At 63.8% G+C, this 20,156-nt stretch carries 14 protein-coding genes and 3 pseudogenes; 9 read left to right on the top strand and 8 right to left on the bottom strand.

All coding sequences use genetic code 11. From position 1 onward, the window contains the following. Positions 1–68: 68 nt before the first annotated feature. Complete coding sequence (locus ACYP33_RS21695) at positions 69–2,318, bottom strand: tetratricopeptide repeat protein (protein ID WP_459623870.1); 2,250 nt, start codon at positions 2,316–2,318, stop codon at positions 69–71. Then, positions 2,315–4,567 carry a tetratricopeptide repeat protein gene (locus ACYP33_RS21700; RefSeq protein WP_459623871.1) on the bottom strand — a complete coding sequence of 751 codons (2,253 nt, stop codon included), beginning with the start codon at positions 4,565–4,567 and terminating at the stop codon, positions 2,315–2,317. The genes ACYP33_RS21695 and ACYP33_RS21700 overlap by 4 nt, the downstream gene beginning before the upstream one ends. Before the next feature lie 252 nt (positions 4,568–4,819). Here ACYP33_RS21700 and gspI point away from each other — a divergent pair, with 252 nt between their 5' ends. The 6 genes from gspI (at position 4,820) to ACYP33_RS21730 (ending at position 10,493) form a co-directional block, all read left to right on the top strand. Then, complete coding sequence (gene gspI, locus ACYP33_RS21705; RefSeq protein WP_459623872.1) at positions 4,820–5,227, top strand: type II secretion system minor pseudopilin GspI; 408 nt, start codon at positions 4,820–4,822, stop codon at positions 5,225–5,227. After that, on the top strand, positions 5,211–5,864 hold the full coding sequence (locus ACYP33_RS21710; RefSeq protein WP_459623873.1) for a PulJ/GspJ family protein: 654 nt from the start codon (positions 5,211–5,213) through the stop codon (positions 5,862–5,864). Before gspI ends, ACYP33_RS21710 begins: the two co-directional genes overlap by 17 nt. Before the next feature lie 55 nt (positions 5,865–5,919). Beyond that, complete coding sequence (locus tag ACYP33_RS21715) at positions 5,920–7,050, top strand: tetratricopeptide repeat protein (protein ID WP_459623874.1); 1,131 nt, start codon at positions 5,920–5,922, stop codon at positions 7,048–7,050. Between the two features lie 301 nt (positions 7,051–7,351). Next, positions 7,352–8,344, top strand: coding sequence for a DUF1852 domain-containing protein (locus tag ACYP33_RS21720; protein ID WP_459623875.1), 993 nt, complete (start codon positions 7,352–7,354; stop codon positions 8,342–8,344). Positions 8,345–8,370: 26 nt separating this feature from the next. Further along, on the top strand, positions 8,371–9,399 hold the full coding sequence (locus tag ACYP33_RS21725; RefSeq protein WP_459623876.1) for a methionine synthase: 1,029 nt from the start codon (positions 8,371–8,373) through the stop codon (positions 9,397–9,399). 185 nt (positions 9,400–9,584) lie between these two features. Then, positions 9,585–10,493: a LysR family transcriptional regulator gene (locus ACYP33_RS21730; RefSeq protein WP_459623877.1), complete on the top strand. Its 909-nt coding sequence runs from the start codon at positions 9,585–9,587 to the stop codon at positions 10,491–10,493. Positions 10,494–10,597: 104 nt separating this feature from the next. Here ACYP33_RS21730 and ACYP33_RS21735 read toward each other — a convergent pair whose 3' ends face one another. Then, positions 10,598–11,374 (bottom strand): substrate-binding domain-containing protein, encoded by a 777-nt coding sequence (locus ACYP33_RS21735; protein WP_459623878.1) that lies wholly within the window; start codon positions 11,372–11,374, stop codon positions 10,598–10,600. 73 nt (positions 11,375–11,447) lie between these two features. Next, positions 11,448–11,978, bottom strand: coding sequence for a TlpA family protein disulfide reductase (locus tag ACYP33_RS21740; RefSeq protein WP_459623879.1), 531 nt, complete (start codon positions 11,976–11,978; stop codon positions 11,448–11,450). An 855-nt stretch (positions 11,979–12,833) separates the two neighbouring features. Here ACYP33_RS21740 and ACYP33_RS21745 point away from each other — a divergent pair. The 3 pseudogenes from ACYP33_RS21745 to ACYP33_RS21755 form a co-directional block, all read left to right on the top strand. Continuing rightward, positions 12,834–13,355 (top strand): annotated as a pseudogene (locus ACYP33_RS21745) (ESPR-type extended signal peptide-containing protein); the annotation flags it as partial. A 150-nt stretch (positions 13,356–13,505) separates the two neighbouring features. Further along, positions 13,506–16,472, top strand: a pseudogene (locus ACYP33_RS21750) (YadA-like family protein); the annotation flags it as partial. Positions 16,473–16,585: 113 nt separating this feature from the next. Continuing rightward, positions 16,586–16,858 (top strand): annotated as a pseudogene (locus ACYP33_RS21755) (OmpA family protein); the annotation flags it as partial. A 120-nt stretch (positions 16,859–16,978) separates the two neighbouring features. Here the strand turns inward: ACYP33_RS21755 and ACYP33_RS21760 are convergent. The 4 genes from ACYP33_RS21760 to ACYP33_RS21775 form a co-directional block, all read right to left on the bottom strand. Further along, complete coding sequence (locus tag ACYP33_RS21760) at positions 16,979–17,335, bottom strand: BON domain-containing protein (RefSeq protein ID WP_459623880.1); 357 nt, start codon at positions 17,333–17,335, stop codon at positions 16,979–16,981. Positions 17,336–17,356: 21 nt separating this feature from the next. Next, entirely contained in the window at positions 17,357–18,100 is a 744-nt protein-coding gene (locus ACYP33_RS21765) for a hypothetical protein (protein ID WP_459623881.1), read from the bottom strand. A gap of 25 nt (positions 18,101–18,125) precedes the next feature. Then, complete coding sequence (locus ACYP33_RS21770; protein WP_414444715.1) at positions 18,126–18,533, bottom strand: hypothetical protein; 408 nt, start codon at positions 18,531–18,533, stop codon at positions 18,126–18,128. 194 nt (positions 18,534–18,727) lie between these two features. Next, the gene (locus ACYP33_RS21775) at positions 18,728–19,219 is read right to left on the bottom strand and encodes a hypothetical protein (protein ID WP_459623882.1); all 492 of its coding nucleotides are present in this window, start codon (positions 19,217–19,219) and stop codon (positions 18,728–18,730) included. Positions 19,220–20,156: the final 937 nt, after the last annotated feature.

Raw genomic sequence — 20,156 nt, forward strand, 5'->3', positions numbered from 1 at the left:
GCGCGTGGCGCTGCCGTGGCGGGTGTTACGCACCATTCCGGGCGACCGGGAATGGTGCGTACCTTTTGTCACAGTCGGCGCGCCAGCCACGCGCCGAGCGCCACGCCCACGCGCTCGACCAGCGCCGGCCAGTCGCCGGGCCGCGGCTGACGGAACAGCGTGGCCCGCGGATACCACGGGCTGTCGTCGCGATCGAGCAGCCAGCGCCAGTCCGGCACGCGCGGCAGCAGCACCCAGAGCGGCACGCCAAGCGCGCCGGCCAGGTGCGCCACCGAGGTATCGACGCTGATCACCAGATCGAGCGTCGCCACCAGCGCGGCGGTCTGCGCGAAATCGTCGAGCGCGTCGCCGAACCCCGTCACCCCGCTCGCCGCGAAGGCGGCCGCATCGCGCGGCTGCACCACCGGCTGGAGGCTCACGAAGCTGGCGTCGAGCGCGAGCCACGGCGCGAGCGCGGCCAGCGGCATCGAACGATTGATGTCGTTGGCATGGCGCGGGTTGCCGGACCACGCGATGCCGATGCGCGGGCGGCCCGGCGGCAAGCTGGCGTCGAGCCGCTGCGCCCACGCGGCGCGGCGTTCGGAGTCGGCATGCAAATAGGGGATGGCGGCCGGCACTGTGTCGAGCGTGGTGCCGAACGCAAGCGGCAGGCTCATCATCGGGCAGTGCAGATCGAAATCGGGCAGCGGCGCGCCGTCGGCGATCACCCGGCTCACGCCGCGCAAGGTCCCGAGCAGTTCCACCAGCGCCGCCGGCGCTTCGAGAATCACGCGCGCCCCGCGATCGTGAGCGAGGCTTGCGTAGCGGCAGAACTGCAGCGTGTCGCCGAATCCCTGCTCGGCATGCAGCAGCACGGTGCGCCCGGCCAGCGGCGCCGTGCCGTCCCAGGTCGGCCGGTCGGCATGGCGACGCGCGAGGATCGTATCGGCGGCGCGCCAGCGCGATTCATGGGCGGCCCAGCCGGTGGCGAAATCGCCGGCCAGCAGGTGCCCGAACGCCTCGATGCGCGCCGTCTCGCCATGCTGCGGATCGCGCTCGCGCGCTCGCCGCAGATCGGCCATCGCCGCGTCGTGGCGGCCGAGGTGCCGCTGCGCCAGCGCGCGCGTATGCAGCGCGCCGACCGTATCGGCGGGCGCTTCGGCCGCGGCCGCATGGCTGGCCAGCGCGGCGTCGTAGCGGCCCAGCAATTGCAGCATCAGCGCCCGCTGGTAGAGCAGTTCGGCTTGCGGGTCGGCCACTGCCAGCGCGCGATCGAGGCAGGCGAGCGCTGCCTCGTGCCGGTTGAGCATGCGCAACGCAGCCGCACGATTTCGCAACGCGTCGACATGATCCGGCATCCGCGCCAGCGCCTCGCCGTAGGCCTGCTCGGCCTCACCGTGGCGTTCGAGCCGCAGCAGCGCGTTGCCGCGTCCGAGCCAGGCCGCCGCGTTGCCGGGCTGCAAGCTCAGGAGGCGGTCGCTGCGTTCGAGCAACGCCGCGTGGGCGTGCAGCAAATCGAGCGCCACACAGCTCGCGAACAGCAGGCGGGCATCGTCGGGCGCGTGCGCGAGCCCCGCGTCGAGGCAGGACAGCGCCTCCGCCGCCCGCCCCATCTCGGTCATCACCAGGCCGCAAGCCAGCACCAGATCCGCAGTCTTGCCGAGCACCACCATCGCCAACTGATAGCTGTGCAGCGCCTCGCTCCACCGCGCGAGCGCACGCAGCGCATCGCCGCGCACCCGATGCGCGCCGGCGTGGTCGGGCATCGAATGCAACACGCGCTCGACGCTGATCAGCGCGTCGGCCGGGCGGCCGGCCCGCACCAGCGCGTCGCCGCGGCGCGTCCAGGCGCGCGGGTTGGCGGGCTCGCGCGTCAACGCGGCCTGATAGGCGGCCGCGGCTTCGTCGTAGCGAGCGAGGCCCGCCAGCGCGTCGCCGCGGGCCGCGAAGGCGCCGGCATGCGCCGGCGTGATGGCCAGCACGCGGTCGGCCAATGCGAGCGCCTCGTCATGACGGCCGATCCCGGCCAACGCCGCCGCGTGATTGGCCAAGGCCCATGGCGCGGCCAGCCCCAATTGCAGCGAGCGCCGGATCGGCGGTTCCGCGCGCACCGGATCGTCGCGTTCCAGCAGCGCGACACCGAGCAGATGCAAGGCTTCGACGTGGTCGGGCGCCAACGCCAGCACCCCCTCGTAAAGCCTGCAGGCGCGGGCGAAATCGCGTCGTTCGAGGCTGGCGCGCGCATTGCGCAGGCCGTCGTCGAGCGCCGCGCGCCACGCTGCGCCCGCACTCGCACCGGCTGCCGGCGCGCCCGGCCCGTGACGCGACGGCGCGCTCATCGCCTGCCCCCGGCCAGCAACGACGGCAAGGCGGCCCCCAGGCGCTCGACCACGCCGGCCCACTGCCCGCCTTCGTGCTGACGGAACAGCCGCGCATTCGGATACCACGGGCTGTCGTCGCGATCGAGCAGCCAGCGGAAATCCGGCGTGAACGGCAGCATGACAGCCAGCGGCCGGCCCAGCGCGCCGGCCAGGTGGGCCACCGAGGTATCGACGCTGATCACCAGGTCCACCGCCTCGACCAGCGCGGCCGTATCGGCGAAATCCTCGAGTTCGTCGCCGACGAAGCGGATCGCGCTCGCGTCGAGCATCGCGCGATCCTCGTCGCGCACCACTTTCTGCAGGCTCACCCATTGGCAGCGGTCGCCGATGATCGGCAGCAGGTCGGACAGCGCGATCGACCGGTTGCGATCGTTCAGGTGCAGCGGATTGCCGGACCAAACCAGGCCGATGCGCGGCCGGCCATCGCCGCCGAGGCGTTCGCGCCAGCGTGCGACGCGCACCGGATCGGCATGCAGGTATGGCGTGTCGGCCGGAATCGACGCCAGATCGGTATGAAATTCGCGCGGCAGGCTCAACAGCGGGCAATGCAGATCGAACGGCGGCAGCGGATCGCCGCGCGCCACCCATTCGTCGACGCCGTCGAGCGTGCGCAGCAGGCCGATCAGTTCGCGCTGCGCTTCGAGCACGACATGCGCGCCGAGCGCTTTCACGCGCGCTGCATAGCGGCTGAATTGCAGCGTGTCGCCCAGCCCCTGCTCCGCGTAGAGCAGCACGGTGCGGCCCGCCAGCGGCTGCTCGCCGGTCCAGCGCGGTTGCGCGAAATCGCGGCGGCTGCCGTCGAGCTGGCTGTCGCGCCAGCGCCATTCGTACTCGGCCCAGCCCGCTTCGAAATCGCCGGTCGTCAGGGACAAGAAAGAGCGCGTGCAATGCGCCACCACGAACTCGGGATCGACCGCGATCGCATCCGCGTAGGCCTGCAGCGCCTCGTCATGGCGACGCAGCGCGCGCAAGGCATTGGCGCGATGAAAATGCGCGTATTTGTCGTCGGGCGTCGCCGCGATGGCCGCGTCCAGATCGTCGAGCGCGGCGGTGTAGCGATGGGTGTCGAGCCGCGCGCGGCCTCGCAGGAAGCGGGCGCGGCTGTCGTCGGCATGCTGCGCCAGCGCGCGCTCGGCGGCGTCGTGCGCCTCGTCGGCCCGGCCCACGCCGAGCAACACGCTGGCGAAATTGCACAGCACGTCCACCGCGTCAGGCGCGATGTCGAGCGAGCGCTGGTAGCTGTCGATGGCCTGGCCGAGCCGCCCGGCCCCGGCCGCGGCATTGCCGCGCTGCGCCAGCGCCGCCGCGTGTCGCGGCACGACCGCCAGCACCCGGTCACAGCGCGCCAGCGCCTCGTCATGCCGGTCGAGCCGGCCGAGCGCCACCGCGCTGTTGAACAGCGCATCGACGAAATCCGGTTGCGCGGCGATCGCCGCATTGAAATCGGCCAGCGCCCGCGCCGCCTCGCCGATATCGAGCCAGGCCACGCCGCGCAGGAACCGCACCTCGACATGGCCCGGCTGAATCGCCAGCGCGTGGCCATAACTGTCGACCGCGTCGCGATAGCGCCCCAAGGCGCGCAGCACCCGCCCTCGCGCACGGGCCGTATCGACCGTGCCGCCGGCCAGTTGCCGCGCCCGCTCGCAATCGTCCAGCGCCTCCGCCAGGCGACCGAGCCGGCACCGCACCTCGCTGCGCTTCAGGTAGCCGTCGGCGAACTCCGGCACGCGTTCGAGCAGGCGGTCGTAGGCCGCGCCGGCGTCGTCGAGGCGGCCGAGCTGATCCAGCAGCCCGGCGCGCTGAAACAGTGCGCGCCGATGGGCGGGATGGATCGCCAATGCTTCGTCGAGCCGCTGCAGCGCCTGCGTTTCGTGGCCGAGCCCGGCCAGCACGGCCGAATGATTGGTCAGCGCGAGTGGCGTCGGCTGCCGCTCGATCGCGTGCCGGATCAGCGGCTCGGCTTCGTCGAGACGGCCTTGCTGGAATCGCAGGACGCCGAGCAGATGCAGCGCCTCGGGGTGCCCGGCATCGAGCGCCAACAGGGCCGCATAGCCCTGCTCGGCCTGCGCCAGCGCGCCGGCCTGATGAGCGTCGCGCGCCCGGTCGAGCAGACCGGCGAGCGCATCGGCATCCCGGGGCGCCCCCCCGGCCTGCGGCGGCGTGGCGGATGACCCGCCGAGCACGGCCGATTCCCCGTTCGATGTCATCGTGTGGCCCCTGTTCTCTCAGCAACGTTGTGTCCGTCGAGGCTAGCGGACGACCCATAACACCGGTATGACGAAAGTTACGGAACATTTCCTCTATTTCGTTCGCGGGCAACCCGCGCTCGGGGCGCACCGAAAGGTCCGTAGCTTTCGACACGTCGCTGCCACGCGGCCTGCTTAACGTGCAGGTCTCGGCGGGGGCCGCCCGATGTGAAAGCGCGCCAGCCACGGCAGACCAACGACACGAGTTGCGCGATGCGTACCGCTATCCTGACCCGACACGCCGCGCGGCCGGTGCAACGGGGTTTCACGCTGATCGAAGTGCTGATCGCGCTCGCCATCGTCGCCATCGCGCTGGGTGCGGTGATGCGCGCGATCGGCTCGCTCGCGGCCGACACCGATACCGCCCGCATGCGCCTGCTCGCGCTCTGGAGCGCCGACAACGCGCTCGGGGCGCTGCGCATCGGCGCGGCCTGGCCAACGCTCGGCAGCACGCGCTTTGCCTGCCCGCAAGGGCCTTACGCGTTCGTCTGCCGCCAATCGGTGAGCGCCATGTCGATGCCGCGCCTGCGCCAGGTCACGGTCAGCGTCTACCCGTCGGCGGCCAGCCGCACCGTGCTCGCCGAGCTGGTATCGGTGGTTCAGAATGAAGCGCGCCAATGACCGCGGCCGCGCGCGCGGCTTCACGCTGATCGAAATGCTGGTGGCGATCGCCCTGATCGCCGTGATCGCGCTGCTGTCGTGGCGCGGCCTGGACGCCACGATCCGGGGACGCGACGCGATCTCGGCCAACCTCGCGCAAACGCGGCTGCTCGGCCGCTACTTCTCGCAGCTTCAGTTCGACCTGCTGAACCTCGTCACCGCCGATGAAGTGTTCGGGCCGCCGCTGCGAATCCGCCCGGACGAACTGGTCCTGGTGCGCCATGCCGGCATCGGCGCCGGGCCTACCTCGTTGCAGGTCGTGCGTTACTGGCTTCACGGGCGGGAACTGATGCGCAGCGCCTCCCCGCCGCTCGCCTCGCTGAACGAACTGGCCGCGACGCTGCAGGACATGGATCGCTACGCCGGGGTGGTGGTCAGCGGCAACGCGCGCGCGATGCAGGTATCGGTCTGGATCGCGCCGGGCGGCTGGACCGCCAGCCGGGCGCTGATCGAACAGACCTATACGCAATTCCTGTCGCAACACGGCATCAGCAATACGACCACCCTGGGCATGCCGCTGCCGCGCGGGCTGCGCTTCTCGGTATCGATCGGCGCCCCGCCGGTCGACTATGTGCGGAATATGCCAATCGGGCAGTAAGCGCACGCGCGACGAACGGCAGCGCGCGGCGACAACTCGGCAATCGGGAGAGCGAATGAATATCGACATGCATGAACAAGCCGGCGCGGTGGCGCCGATCGGGGCGCGCTCGACCGTGGCGACCGATTTCAAGCGCGCCCGGGCCGCGCACGATGGCGGCCGCTTCGACGAAGCAGCCCAGGGATACCAGGCGGTGCTCGCGCAGGAAGACGGCCATGCCGGCGCGCTGCATGGCTATGGCGTGCTGCAATTCCAGCGCGGGGCCGCCGACCAGGCCGAGGCGCTGCTGAGACGCGCCCGCGCGGCGGCGCCGCACGACGCGCAGGTGCTGTCCGATCTGGGAGCGGTGGTGGGCGCGGCGGGTCGCGAGGCCGAATCGCTCGATCACTTCGCGCAAGCGCTGCACCTCGCGCCCGACGACTTCGCCACGCGGGTACGCCAGGGCAATGCGTTGCTGGGCCTGCACCGCCATGCCGAGGCGCTGGCCGCGTTCGATCGCGCGCTGGCGCACGCGCCGCTGACGCTCGACGCGCTCTGCAATCGCGGCGCCGCGCTGCGTGCGCTGGGCCGTCATGCCGATGCGCTCGACAGCTACGAGCGCGCGCTGATGGTGTCGCCCAACGCGTTTGAGGCCTGGTTCAACCGCGGCCTCGTGCTGCGCGAGCTGGGCCGCCACGCCGACGCGCTGTCCGCCTTCGAGCGGGCCGGCCGGATTCGGCCCGGCGTCGCCGCGATCGACGCCATGCGCGGCCGCACGCTGCTGGATCTGGGCCGGGCCGGGGACGCGCTCGATGCGCTGAACGACACGATCGCAGCCGATCCGACGCGGCTCGACGCACTCTGCGACAGCGCGATGGCGCTGGCCAGGCTCGGCCGCGGCGACGAAGCCCTCGCACGCTGCGAGCGCGCTCTTTCTGCGGATGCGGCCTATCTGCCCGCGCGGCTGTGCCGCGCGAACCTGCTGCTGCAGGGAGGCAAGGCCGCCGAAGCGCTGGCCGGCTACGACGCCGTATTGGCCGCCGCGCCGCGCTCGGTGGTCGCGCATTGCAATCGCGGCGCGGCCTTGCAGCAGCTCGAACGCTTCGACGACGCGTTGATCAGCTACGACAACGCGTTGCTGATCGATCCGGGAATGACCGAAGCGGCGGCGGGACGGGACGCCACGCTGGGTGCGATGCGGCGCTGAAGCCGACCATTCCAAAACAGCCATAGCCCGCGTTCGCCGGCCCGGCTTTACATGGGGAAGCCGGGTGCTGGACAGCACACCCTCCTGGCCTATTCGGCAGCCCGACTGCCTGCGGTCCTGCAACAGGACCGGGTTTCGTCACGCGCGAACCCATGAAAATAAATAATGCATCAATGAAATCAAATCACTTTATTTCATCAATCATCGCGAGATAAAATGCGCTTCACATTTGGTTATATCCATTCAAATGATTTGAATTCAAAAATCAAACTCCGCTTCATCAATCAGGATTTGAATCGCGATGAACCACGACTTCACATTCTTCATCAAAAGCATTCGCTTCGATGAAAACTACCATCCCGGCGAAAACACCCGCATCACCACCAACTTCGCCAATCTGGCCAGGGGCGACGCGCGCCAGGAGAATTTGCGCAACACCTTGAGCATGATCGACCGTCGCTTCAATGCGTTGGCGCACTGGGACAACCCGCGCGGCGATCGCTATGGCGTCGAGTTGGACATCATTTCGGTCGAGATGAATATCGACTCGGGCGGCAATGGCGAGAATGGCGGCGCATTCCCGATGATCGAAGTATTGAAAACGAATATCGTCGATCGAAAAACGGACGAACGCATCGAAGGCATCGTGGGGAACAATTTTTCCTCCTACCTGCGAGATTACGATTTCAGCGTGCGCCTGCTCGAACACAACAGGAATCAAGCCGAATTCGGCATTCCGCACGATTTCGGCGACCTGCACGGCAAGCTGTTCAAGCGCTTCGTGAATTCCGACGCGTACCGAGCACACTTCAGCAAGCCGCCCGTGATCTGCCTGAGCGTGTCGAGCAACAGCACCTATCATCGGACGGCAAATCAGCACCCGGTGCTGGGCATCGAATACCAGCAAGGCAAGCTTTCGCTGACCGAGCAGTACTTCGAAAAAATGGGGCTGCAGGCTCGCCATTTCATGGCGCCCAACAGCGCCGCACCGCTGACGTTTTATTTTCTCGGCGATCTGCTCAACGATTACACCAATCTCGAACTGATCAGCACCATCAGCACGATGGAAACATTCCAGAAGATTTACCGGCCAGAAATCTACAACGCCAATTCCGCGGCCGGAAACCCGTATCAACCCAGCTTGCAGCACCCGGATCATTCCCTGACCCGGATCGTGTACGACCGGGAAGAACGCAGCCGCCTGGCGGTCGAGCAAGGCAAGTTTGCCGAGACGCATTTCATCAAACCCTACCAGGCCATGCTCGAGCAATGGTCTGCCGATTACGCGCTTTGATTCATCAACACACCAGGTCATTCATCATGAAAACGTTGTTGCCCACCTCGACTGCCGGCAGCCTGCCGAAACCCGCCTGGCTGGCAGAGCCGGAGAAACTCTGGTCGCCGTGGAAGCTGCAGGACGAGGCCTTGGTCGAAGGCAAGCAGGACGCCCTGCGCGTGTCCTTGAACGATCAGCAGCAGGCAGGCATCGATATCGTCAGCGATGGCGAGCAAACGCGCCAACACTTCGTCACGACGTTCATCGAGCATCTCGAAGGCGTCGATTTCGAGAAGCGCGAGGTGGTCAGGATTCGCAATCGCTACGATGCGAGCGTGCCGACCGTGGTGGGCGCCGTGGCGCGCAAGCAGCCGGTTTTCGTCGACGATGCCAAGTTCCTGCGCCGGCAAACCCAACAGCCGATCAAATGGGCGCTGCCCGGCCCGATGACCATGATCGATACGCTCTACGACAGCCATTACAAAAGCCGCGAAAAACTGGCCTGGGAGTTCGCCAAGATCCTCAATCAGGAAGCCCGGGAGCTGGAAGCGGCCGGCGTCGATATCATCCAGTTCGACGAGCCCGCGTTCAACGTGTTCTTCGACGAGGTGAACGACTGGGGCATTGCCGCCCTGGAAACGGCAATCGAAGGGCTCAAATGCGAAACCGCCGTGCATATCTGCTACGGCTACGGCATCAAGGCCAATACCGACTGGAAAAAGACGCTGGGCTCGGAGTGGCGGCAATACGAGGAAATCTTCCCGAAGCTGCAGGCCTCGAACCTCGACCTGGTCTCGCTGGAATGTCACAACTCGCGCGTGCCGATGGATCTGATCGAACTGATCCGAGGCAAGAAGGTGATGGTCGGGGCGATCGACGTGGCATCGAACACCATCGAAACGCCGGAGGAAGTCGCCGATACCTTGCGCAAGGCGCTTCAGTTCGTCGATGCCGACAAGCTCTATCCGTGCACCAACTGTGGCATGGCGCCCCTGTCTCGCCACGTGGCGACCGGCAAGCTGAATGCCCTGAGCGCGGGCGCGGAAATCGTCCGGGCGGAACTCTCGGCCTGATATCGGCTTGCAACCGGAGCCAAGGCGCGGCCTCCACCGCCGCCCTGCTCCGGTTCGTCCTTGCCGCACTACCGCACGCCGCCATTGTCGATCCGCGCCACGTTCTTCAAGCGCGAGGCGGGCCGCCGCGATGCGCCCGATCGCCTCGATTAGAATTCCTCATTGCCTGAAGAACGGAACCCCCCATGCTCGAACGCATTCATCTGGTCATCATCCGCGAGGTGCAGCGGCAGGGCTCGCTCACTGCCGCCGCTGCGGCGCTGTTCCTGACGCAGTCGGCACTGAGCCACACCGTGAAGAAGATCGAGCAACAGCTCGGCACGCCGATCTGGGATCGCGAGGGGCGCGGCCTGCGGCTCACGCAGGCGGGGCACTATCTGCTGTCGCTCGCGGAACGGATGTTGCCGCAATTCGAGCATGCGGAGGCGCGCATGAAGCAATATGCCGACGGCGAGCGCGGCACGCTGCGCATCGGCATGGAATGCGCGCCGTGCTACCAGTGGCTGCTGAAGGTGGTGTCGCCGTACCTGACGCGCTGGCCCGACGTGGATGTGGACGTGAAGCAGCGCTTCCAGTTCAGCGGCATCGCGGCGCTGTTCGGCTATGACATCGACGTGCTGGTCACGCCCGATCCGCTCGCGCGCCCGGGGCTGCGCTTCGATCCGGTGTTCGACTACGAGCAGGTGCTGGTGGTGGCGGAAGATCATCCGCTGGCCGAGGCGCGTTACGTGAAGCCCGAGCAGCTGATCGACGAGACGCTGATCACGTATCCGGTCGAGACCGATCGTCTGGACATCTACACGCATTTCCTGCGCCCGGCCGGCGTGGTGCCGCGCCGCACCAAGGCGATCGAGACGACCGACATCATGCTGCAGATGGTGGCCAACCGGCGCGGCGTGGCGGCGCTGCCGCGCTGGCTCGCCGAGGAATATGCGGACCGCGTGCCGGTCGTGCCGGTGAAGCTCGGCAAGAGCGGCATCGCCAAGCAGATCTTCCTCGGCACACGCGACGCGGACGCCTCGGTGGACTATCTCGCGTCGTTCATCGACTTCGCGAAGGACCTGAACTGGCAGACAGCGCGATTTGCACGCTGATGGCGCCCGGCATGACGGCTTGGATTCATGAAGCTGTCCTGACGAAGTCGCCGCGTCGATCGGCAACATCCGGTCCGCCTCGATCGGCCCGCGCGATCTCGACGTCACTGCGCCGGCTGCCCGGCGAGCCATCCCCACCGGCCAAAGATCTTCGCGCCCTGCGGCGATTGCAGGAACGCCACGAACTGCGAGGATGCCGCCACGTCGGCGCCCCTGCGCGTGATCGCGACACCGGCATCCCGATAGATCGCGTAGCGCGGCTCGATCGCAACCGGGTCCGCCAGCGACGGGTTCGAGGTCTGCCAGATATTCCACACCAGCCAGACATCGATATCGGGGTGGTCGATCCACGTCTGACGCGCGACCGCCGTGTTCGGCGCATAGCTGACGATATTGGCGCGCAGCGCCTTCACGGTGCCGATATCGCCAAGCCGCCCCGCCACATCCTCCCACACGCCGTTCTGCCCGGCGCCGTTGACCACCAGCACGCGAACCCCGGGCTTCAATGCATCGCCCAGGCCGCCGATATGCCGTGGATTGCCCTTGCGCACGAGCATCGCCATCGGCCGCAGATATAGCGGCACCGGCGCGTCGGGCGTCAGTTGGTCGCCCATCGCCACGACGAAATCGGACATCATCGTTTCGGAGCCGCTGTAGACGAGGTCGGCATCCGCGCGCGCGTGGTCGATCCAGCCGGCGGTCGGGCCGGCCGTGACCTCGACATGCACGCCGGTCTGTTTCTCGAACGCCTGCGCGGCCTCCTTCATCGCGGGGGCGGGGCCGCCCGCGCCATAAACATGCAAGGTGGCGGATTGGGCCATCGCATGGCTCGCGCACAACGCCGCGCAGATCGTGAAAACGGCACCTAAGGTCTTGTTCAAGCTGGGTCTCCTGATAGTGATCGTGATGGCCGCCGACAGCGGCCCGGTTGAAGCGATGACGCGTGCGTCGCGGTCAGTGCGGTTTCGAGGTCAGCTTGTCGAGCAGGGCCGTCATTCGTTGCGGGTCCACCTGCCCCAACGCCGACGCCACTTTCTCGCCATTGCCGTCGAGCACGACCGTAAACGGCACGCCGCCATGCGTGTCTCCTTCCTGGAGCAGCATCGCGATGCCCGGGCCGCCCGCCAGGTAGACCGGATAGTTGATGCCATTGCGTTTGGCGAATGCGGCAACCGGCGCGGCTTCATCGAGCGCGATGCCCAGGAACTGCACCTTGCCGGCGTACTTCTTCTGGAGTGCGACGAAATCCGGCACCTCACGCCGGCATGGCGCGCACCAGGGCGCCCAGAAATTCACGACCACCACTTCGCCCGGATAGCGGGCCAGTTTTTCGGTCTTGCCCGACAGCGTCTGCAACGACAGCTCGCCGAGATTCACGACCTCGCCGGCATGAGCGCAGCTCGACGCGGCGAGTGCGACGCCGGTGACGGCCAGCACGTACGCCGCGATCATGGCGCAGCGCGAAACCATGGAACGAAACTTCATCGCGTTGTCCTGGGTGAATCGGAAAGGGAACGTTCGGAAGGTATCGCGCCGTGGCCCCGCGGCCCATGACCGATCGGAGCAGATTCATGCTCCATCGTCTCGATTGCGGGCTCGTCCGCAAGCCTGCTTCGGTGTGCCAGGCGGTGCCGATCGCGGCGTTGCTGCGCCACGGCCCACACCGACCTCCGTGGCCTTCTCCCTTCTACCGCCTGCCACAACGCCAGGCTCGACCCCACCCACATGATTTCAAACACACCTCATTTCAAATAATCAAAATAATTACTTTTCGACTTTTTGGATTATGAATTCAGTCTTTCGGACATGATCCCGAACCCCGAATGCACAGCGCAACAACGGGGCCTGACAATCCGGCGGATCGGGCCGTAGCCCCGACTTCGAACGAGCATATCTATCCTGATAATCAGGGCCTTGATTTTGAATCGGCCCGGCGGCCCATGAAGATTATCCGAAAGCCACGAGCATGGCATCCAGCCATGCCAAGGCCGGGGCATCGGGGTCAGGCAGCTTGCCTGGCCTCGAATATCACATTATTACGAAACCTTTCAATATCAGAGCAATGACAACCGATTACCAAACAACCGGTGATTTGGTGTGAGGATTGCACGACGCACCGAATATCCAATGAAATTGGCAATATCTTTAAAAATAGTTAAATTCACAAATGAAAGACATTTAATTTTAAACATTGGAAAAACATGTTTGCAGTGATTTTCACATGTTCATGGTTACCAAAAATAAACTGAGCTCGTCAATTTCGAGATTACCGCAATCTGGTGATTGATTTGTCTGAAAAATCAGACGCCCTATTGCGTATTTCTTTAAAGGCTGCCGACCATGAATCGCATATACCGCTCAATCTGGAACGCCACCCTCGGAACCTGGGTGGCGGCATCCGAACACACGCAGTCACGAGGCAAGGCCAATCAGTCCGCGATCGTCAAGGCTGCCGTGTCATGTGTCGTGCTGTCGGCAGCCTCGATCAACGTATCGCATGCTCAATACGCTGCAGGCAATGGCGTCGCAACCGGTGCCTCGTCGATCGCCATCGGGGTGAATACGCCCCAGACCGCGACGACGGCCAGCGGCAGCTATTCGGTCGCCATCGGCCCGAGCGCAACATCCGGCGGCAATTATTCGGTGGCGCTTGGCAGCACGGCAACCGCCAGTGGCGGCAGCGCCATCGCTTCCGGTTTCGGGGCGACGGCAAGCGCCGAGCATGCCGCGGCCTATGGCGCCGGCGCCGACGCATCGGGTGGGTATGCGACCGCCCTGGGGCCCGGGGCAACCGCGAGCGGTAGTGGCTCCAGCGCCATCGGCGTGAATGCCGTCACATCCGAAAGCAATTCCGTTGCGGTAGGCAATGGAGCACGAGGGACTGGCCTGGGGTCGACCGCCGTGGGGGCGGGCGGAACGGCGAGCGCGCTCAATTCCACCGCGTTGGGCGCCAACGCCGCGGCGGAGTCGGGCGGCGCCACCGCGCTGGGGGCTTATGCCACCGCCTTTGGTTCGAATGCGGTGGCGATCAGCGAGAACGCCCTGGCCTATGGCAGCAACTCGGTGGCCATAGGTTTCAACACGACGGCCGAAGGCCGAAATTCTCTCGCGCTGGGCAATAGCGCCAGTGCGTCGGGTAATGAATCCATCGCGGCAGGTTCAATGGCGGTAGCCAGTCAAGCCAATGGCATGGCGATCGGAAATGGCGCGACCGCATCCAACGCCAATGCCGTCGCACTGGGGAGTGGTTCGGTAACGACGGTGGCGGTAGGCACCAGTTCGGCCACGGTTGGAAGCGTGTCCTACGGAGGGTTTGCAGGCACGACGCCCTCCTCTACGGTCAGCGTCGGGGCTGTCGGCGCCGAGCGAACCATCACGAACGTGGCCGCCGGGAGAATTACGGCAAGCAGCACGGATGCCATCAACGGCTCGGAGCTTTACTCAACGATTAGTACAACCAATAGCAGTATCACGTCGTTATCGACGTCGACTTCGACCGGCATCGGCTCCTTGTCGACGGGGCTGTCGACCACCACCAGCAATGTGGCCTCGCTGTCGAGTGGATTGAGCAGCACCAACAGCAATGTGGCCTCGTTGTCGAGCGGCCTTTCTTCGACCAATAGCAACGTGTCGTCGTTGTCGTCGGGCCTCAGCAGTACCAACAGCAATGTCGCATCGCTGTCGTCCTCGACTTCGACCGGCATCGGTTCCTTGTCGACGGGGTTGTCCACCACCACCAGCAATGTCGCTTCGTTGTCGAGCAGTTTGAGCAGCACCAACAGCAACGTGTCGTCGCTGTCGTCTGGCCTGTCATCGACCAACAGCAACGTGTCGTCGCTGTCGTCTGGCCTCAGCAGCACCAACAGCAACGTCGCCTCGCTGTCGTCCTCGACTTCGACCGGCATCGGCTCCTTGTCGACGGGGTTGTCCACCACGACCAGCAACGTCGCCTCGCTGTCGAGCGGTTTGAGCAGCACCAACAGCAATGTGTCGTCGCTGTCGAGCGGCCTGTCCTCGACCAACAGCAACGTGTCGTCGCTGTCGTCTGGCCTCGCCAGCACCAACAGCAACGTTGCCTCGCTGTCGTCCTCGACTTCGACCGGCATCGGTTCCTTGTCGACGGGGTTGTCGACCACCACCAGCAATCTCGCCTCGCTGTCGAGCGGTTTGAGCAGCACCAACAGCAATGTGTCGTCGTTGTCGTCGGGCCTCAGCAGCACCACCAGCAACGTCGCTTCGCTGTCGAGCGGCTTGAGCACCACCAACAGCAATGTGTCGTCACTGTCGTCGGGCCTGTCGACGACCACCAGCAACGTTGTCTCGCTGTCCAGCGGCTTGAGCACCACCAACAGCAACGTCTCATCGTTGTCCACCGGACTGTCCTCGACCACCAGCAACGTGTCGTCGCTGTCGTCGAGCCTCAGCAGCACCAACAGCAACGTCGCCGCGCTGTCGTCCTCGACCTCCACCGGCATCGGGGTGCTGTCTACCGGCCTCAGCTCGGCCAACAGCTCGATCATGTCGTTGTCCACGTCGACCTCGACTTCGATCAACGCAGCGAAGACGCACTATTACAGCGTGAACGACAACGGCACGCCGGCGAGCAACTATCAGAATGACGGCGCAACGGGCATCAATTCACTTGCAGCCGGCGTGAACGCCAGCGCTGCGGGCGCAAGCAGTGTCGCGGTCGGCGATGGTTCAAGCGCCGCCTCGACCGGTGCGATCGCCATCGGTCAGGGCGCGCTCGCCAATGGCGAAGGCTCGACAGCACTCGGCAGCAATGCGCTTGCCAGCGCCAAGGGCGCGGAGGCGTTCGGTTCAGGCGCGACGGCAAGCGGCATCAATTCCCTTGCGTTCGGTTCAAACGCCACCGCGAATGTCGCCAACTCGATCGCGATTGGTGCGAATTCCATGACGGGCGCGCCGGTCGGCACGCAAGGCGCCACGATTGGCGGCCTGGCCTACACGTTCTCGGGTGGAACTCCTGTAGGAGTCTTGAGCGTCGGACAGCCGGGGCAGGAGCGCCAAATCACGAATGTTGCCGCGGGTCGGGTATCCGCCACCAGCACGGACGCGGTGAACGGCAGCCAGCTCAACGCAACCAACCTGGCGGTCAACAGTTTGTCGACGTCGATGGTGTCGAATATCTCGTCGTTGTCGACCGGCATCGGCTCGCTGTCGACAAGCCTCAACACCACCAACAGCAACGTGGCCTCGCTGTCGACCTCCACCTCGACCTCCATCACCTCGTTGTCGACCGGCCTCAGCAGCACCAACAGCAATGTCGCGTCGCTGTCCACGTCCACCTCGGCTTCGATCAGCTCGCTGTCGACGGGGCTGAACACGACCAACAGCAACGTCGCCTCGCTGTCGAGCGGCGTGACGAACATCAATAACACGCTGAACCAGCTGTCAACGTCGATCAACACCAACCAGACACGTTCGGTGAACAGCACCGGGGTGGCAGTCGACATGAACGGCACGGGCAGCGACAGGCCCTCCGTCACGGCCGGTTCCAATTCGGTGGCGATCGGTGCGAATTCGAATGACGGTGGTCGCTTGAACGTGGTGTCGGTGGGCAGCGATACGCAGCAACGCCAGGTCACGAACGTTGCGCCGGGTACGCAGGGCACCGATGCCGTGAACGTGAATCAGTTGACGCAAGTGCAGACGGCAATGTCGACGGCGCTGTCGGGGCAGCAGGGGCAAATCAATTCGCTGGGCTCCCAGTTGCAACAGACCGATCAGATGGCCCGACAAGGGATTGCCGCGGTCGGCGCGATGGCGTCGATCCCGCAGATCGATCGTGACGCCAACTTCGGGATGGGTGTCGGCACCTCGACGTTCCAGGGCCAGAAGGCGATGGCGGTCAACATGCAGGCTCGCATCAGCGAGAACTTGAAGGCCTCGATCAATGGCGGCTTCAGCGGCGGTCAAAAGGTGATCGGCGCAGGCATGCTTTATCAGTGGAAGTGAGGGCTTGCCGGAACCGTCGCGGCAGCTCGGCTAGCTGCCGTGACGCAGGCGGGACGAGTTCGTCATGCGGCCCGTGGTGTGACGCAATCCAATTCGGTTTGAAGGAGTTAACTGTGAACAAACTTACGCTTGCGCTTGCGCTCTTTTCAGCGGCCATCACGGGGTGCTCGACGGCTTCCGGTCCGACCTACAGCGCTTTCGAACTGCAACCGCGTGGTGGCGTGCAAACGTTCCAGGTGGATTGCGGCGGCTTGCTGGCCGGGCCGTCGACCTGCACGAAGGCCGCTCGCAAGATATGCGGCGATCGAATCGTACGCACCGTCGATTCGGTGCGCACATTGCGCGACGGCTCGAATCCGGCATCGTTGATTTTCCAATGCGATGCGGGGCAAACCCGTGTCGATCCTTGAGCCGGCAAGGAGGTCCGCCGGCTCCGTCGAGAATGGAGCCGAGCGGACAAAGCGGCAAGCCGCCCGAAAACGCATCGACCGACGCGCGACACAAGCCTATCGAGGGCTCGCAATCAGAAGGTTGTGAACCGTGCCCACCCCCGCCACACCTTGTACCGCGGCACCGGCCAGCGTGATCTGGCCGGGTTGCGCGACATCACCCGCCAACGTGACGACCTGGCCTCGCACCTTCACATTGATGCCGGACACATCGAGTCCTGGAACTTGCGAAAGCGCATTGTGCAAGGCCGGTCCCAAATTCGGGTTTTTCCGTTCCGCTACGCTTCTGCCGTGGCGACTCGAGTCCGAAGGTGTGGCGGCAGCGATGTTGCTTTCCTGTGCCCAAGTGATCTGAGTGGCGACGCCGACACAGGCGATTCCGCATATGACTCTCAGGTTTTTAAATGCTTTCATCTTGATTTTCGCCTATCCAACCTAGATACACGTGACGACGATGTTGGTGACCAATCCCGCAACCGCGCCAGCCGCATTCGCGACCGTGCAGTTCTGTACCGGCGCGTGAGGTTGAGATAGCACCGTGACCGAATACGAACGGGAATAGCTCACGGACGTGCCGAACGAGAAGCCGCCATTTCCCGCAAGGGTCACGGTGTCCGCGCCGTTGTTCTGCAGGATGAGCACGTTGCCGGGCGTCAGGCCGGCCACCGTCCCGCTGATCGTATAGCTGTTCGGCGTGCACGAAATAGCGACGTTATCGTCTCCCGGCCCCGGGCCATACCCATCGTTATCGATGATCGAACAGGTCTGCCCCGTGGGCTGCGTGAGCACGGTCACGTTGTAGTCGCTTGAATTGTCGACCGGATTCGAAAAGAGAAAGCTGCCGTTGGCAGTCAATGTCAGGTTGTCGGCTCCGTCATTCTGTACAACCAGGCTGCTCGATGGAAGCAGCCCATCGAGAACACCGCCGACCTGGTAACAGGAGCCGTCACTCAGACAGCTATCGCCGTTATCGCCGCCGCAACCGGACAGGATCAGCATGGCAGCAGCCATCCCGGCCGCCAGACGATAACTGCGACGCGTTCCCAGTGCATGGCGCCGACGGCCGACTGCACCGGCTGGAAAATCATTCGACTCCAATCGGGAATTCATCATTCTTTGGCTAGCTTGCGATTTTTTGAAGATCATGATTTTTGTTCGCACGCCGAAATGATCAAACACTTCAGCGTGCCGGCACGTGAATACTTTACTTCGACGTGCAAGTCTCGATGCCGTTGCCCCCCCCCATGTATTGCGGCTCGTAGTAGAACTTTTTGATCGTGACCTTTCCGCTCGACGCGGTATTCACCGTAGCCAGCGCTACGCCGAAGTCGTGTTTCGACAGATCCTTATTCGCGAAGTCCATGGCCAATTGCTTCCCGTTCGAAACAATCGATCCGACGTATACGTCATCGACCGTCACCTTGTACGCACCGAACTTGCCCGAACTATATTTCGCGTCGAGCTGGAGGATCATGGTGCTGTGCGAATCGCCGTCGTGAATATCGTTGCCGGCGCATTGATAAACACCGCTGATATCAGTGCCGTTGAACGGGGTTCGAGTTGCCTCGATGGTTGCCGCGTGGCTTGACGATGCGAGCACGAGGAGCGACATTCCGAAAGACGTCAAGATTGATTTCATCATCAAATCCAAATAACCATATAAATAACTGACCATTTCGCATATCACCGAAAATCAACGGCGACAGCAGTAAAGCGTCGTTGATACTGCGAGATCACGAAATGGACCACCAACAGCCCGCGAATTTCACAAATCTTCTTATCGATCTTCGTTTTTCAACTATATTTTCAATTAAGCTCGACGTTATTCGACTTCTTGAATCGAAACCAGGCGATACTCTTTGGCGTCGCCAGCAGGATCACAGCCACGACCTCCGCGATGCAATCGATATTGTTACTCGGGGCCAGCGACGCATCCTCCGGGTGAACGACATATGCCAGGAAAATCGCCAACATCTTTATAACCAAAATGACAGACAGAACATTTTTTGCCCATCGCTGCCTGGAAAACAACTCGACCAGCAAAAAACCCTTCACGACCACCCAAACCAGCACTATCGTCAACAAAAAGAAAACGATGGCACCAAGCGCCGCAGCCGACATCTTTTCGGAAGACTGGAAATTGTTCAGCGACTCGAAATCGTGGTAGCCACAAAGCATTTGCACAAAAAGAATGGGCAAAGGAAAATAAAACACCAGCAAAATCATCGCGGCAATTTTTGCAGAAATCGGCGATTTGCCGCTTAGAATTGGCACTTTTCCATGAAGAACAAACCTCATCGCAACACCCCTTTATATTTTCACGTCAAATAAATATATCGTCCCGGCGCATCAAAAAATATCCAATGTTTCAACCCTCTCCCCGGGAAATTCCGACCATTTACTCGATCGTGAATCACCTCCTCTCATGATCAATTTTTTGAGCCACAGTGCGAGTACGCCACGCCCCATCCCGATGCACGGTCCGGCACACATTCAGGTGAAATACTCGCCCTGCCTTGGAGGAAGGTTCACGCTACGATCAGCGTGCACCAATCAATTGCAAACACGAAAGCTGTGCCAGTGCCAACCGTAATAGCCATTGTCGGGTTCGCGACGGCGTACCCAGTGGCAGAAAACCGGGGGCGGCTCCACGACAGCAACGGCAGGAGCCGCGACCACCACGGGCGCAGGCGCAGCCACAACCACCGGAGGCGGTGGAGGCGCCGCCACGACCACGGCCTGCGCCAATGCGGACTGCGAGAAGCAGACGGAGAGCAGTGCCGAACACAGAGCAACGGCACAAGCCTCGAATGAAAATTTTTGCATTTTTTAGTTTCGAAGATGAAGTTCGGTGTGGATCAGCAGAGCACGTCAGCGCCAATAGCCGTGATGCCAATAGCCCCACGAGTCGTAATGAGCCGGAACCCAGACGGCCTGGCCGACGGGGGCGACCACACACCCAACAAGGCTCAAGCTCAGGCTACAGAGCAGCGTCACAATAGAAATGCGTTTCAGCATGGGATGTCGAGTTGTAAAAATCAGTGCTTCTGGAAGGTCCATCTACACACCGCATCACGATGCATCGCGCCTTTTCAATCAATCGTTATCCTGATCAATTGATTGATCGCTACCCATCATGCTTCAGCGATGACATGCCCAGGGCCGTACCCGGCGATACGATCCTCAAAAAACTCACGTTTCAAGGATCGCTCACTACCCTGACAGTGCGTCGATA

The sequence above is a fragment of the Burkholderia sp. 3C genome, from assembly GCF_054589155.1.

Excerpts from the sequence above, each read along its gene's own strand:
- gspI (WP_459623872.1), top strand. The coding sequence starts at position 4,820 with ATGCGTACCGCTATCCTGACCCGACACGCCGCGCGGCCGGTGCAACGG.
- ACYP33_RS21760 (WP_459623880.1), bottom strand. The coding sequence starts at position 17,335 with ATGAAAGCATTTAAAAACCTGAGAGTCATATGCGGAATCGCCTGTGTC.
- ACYP33_RS21695 (WP_459623870.1), bottom strand. The coding sequence starts at position 2,318 with ATGAGCGCGCCGTCGCGTCACGGGCCGGGCGCGCCGGCAGCCGGTGCG.
- ACYP33_RS21730 (WP_459623877.1), top strand. The coding sequence starts at position 9,585 with ATGCTCGAACGCATTCATCTGGTCATCATCCGCGAGGTGCAGCGGCAG.
- ACYP33_RS21770 (WP_414444715.1), bottom strand. The coding sequence starts at position 18,533 with ATGTCGCTCCTCGTGCTCGCATCGTCAAGCCACGCGGCAACCATCGAG.
- ACYP33_RS21715 (WP_459623874.1), top strand. The coding sequence starts at position 5,920 with ATGAATATCGACATGCATGAACAAGCCGGCGCGGTGGCGCCGATCGGG.
- ACYP33_RS21740 (WP_459623879.1), bottom strand. The coding sequence starts at position 11,978 with ATGAAGTTTCGTTCCATGGTTTCGCGCTGCGCCATGATCGCGGCGTAC.
- ACYP33_RS21725 (WP_459623876.1), top strand. The coding sequence starts at position 8,371 with ATGAAAACGTTGTTGCCCACCTCGACTGCCGGCAGCCTGCCGAAACCC.
- ACYP33_RS21720 (WP_459623875.1), top strand. The coding sequence starts at position 7,352 with ATGAACCACGACTTCACATTCTTCATCAAAAGCATTCGCTTCGATGAA.
- ACYP33_RS21775 (WP_459623882.1), bottom strand. The coding sequence starts at position 19,219 with ATGAGGTTTGTTCTTCATGGAAAAGTGCCAATTCTAAGCGGCAAATCG.
- ACYP33_RS21700 (WP_459623871.1), bottom strand. The coding sequence starts at position 4,567 with ATGACATCGAACGGGGAATCGGCCGTGCTCGGCGGGTCATCCGCCACG.
- ACYP33_RS21710 (WP_459623873.1), top strand. The coding sequence starts at position 5,211 with ATGAAGCGCGCCAATGACCGCGGCCGCGCGCGCGGCTTCACGCTGATC.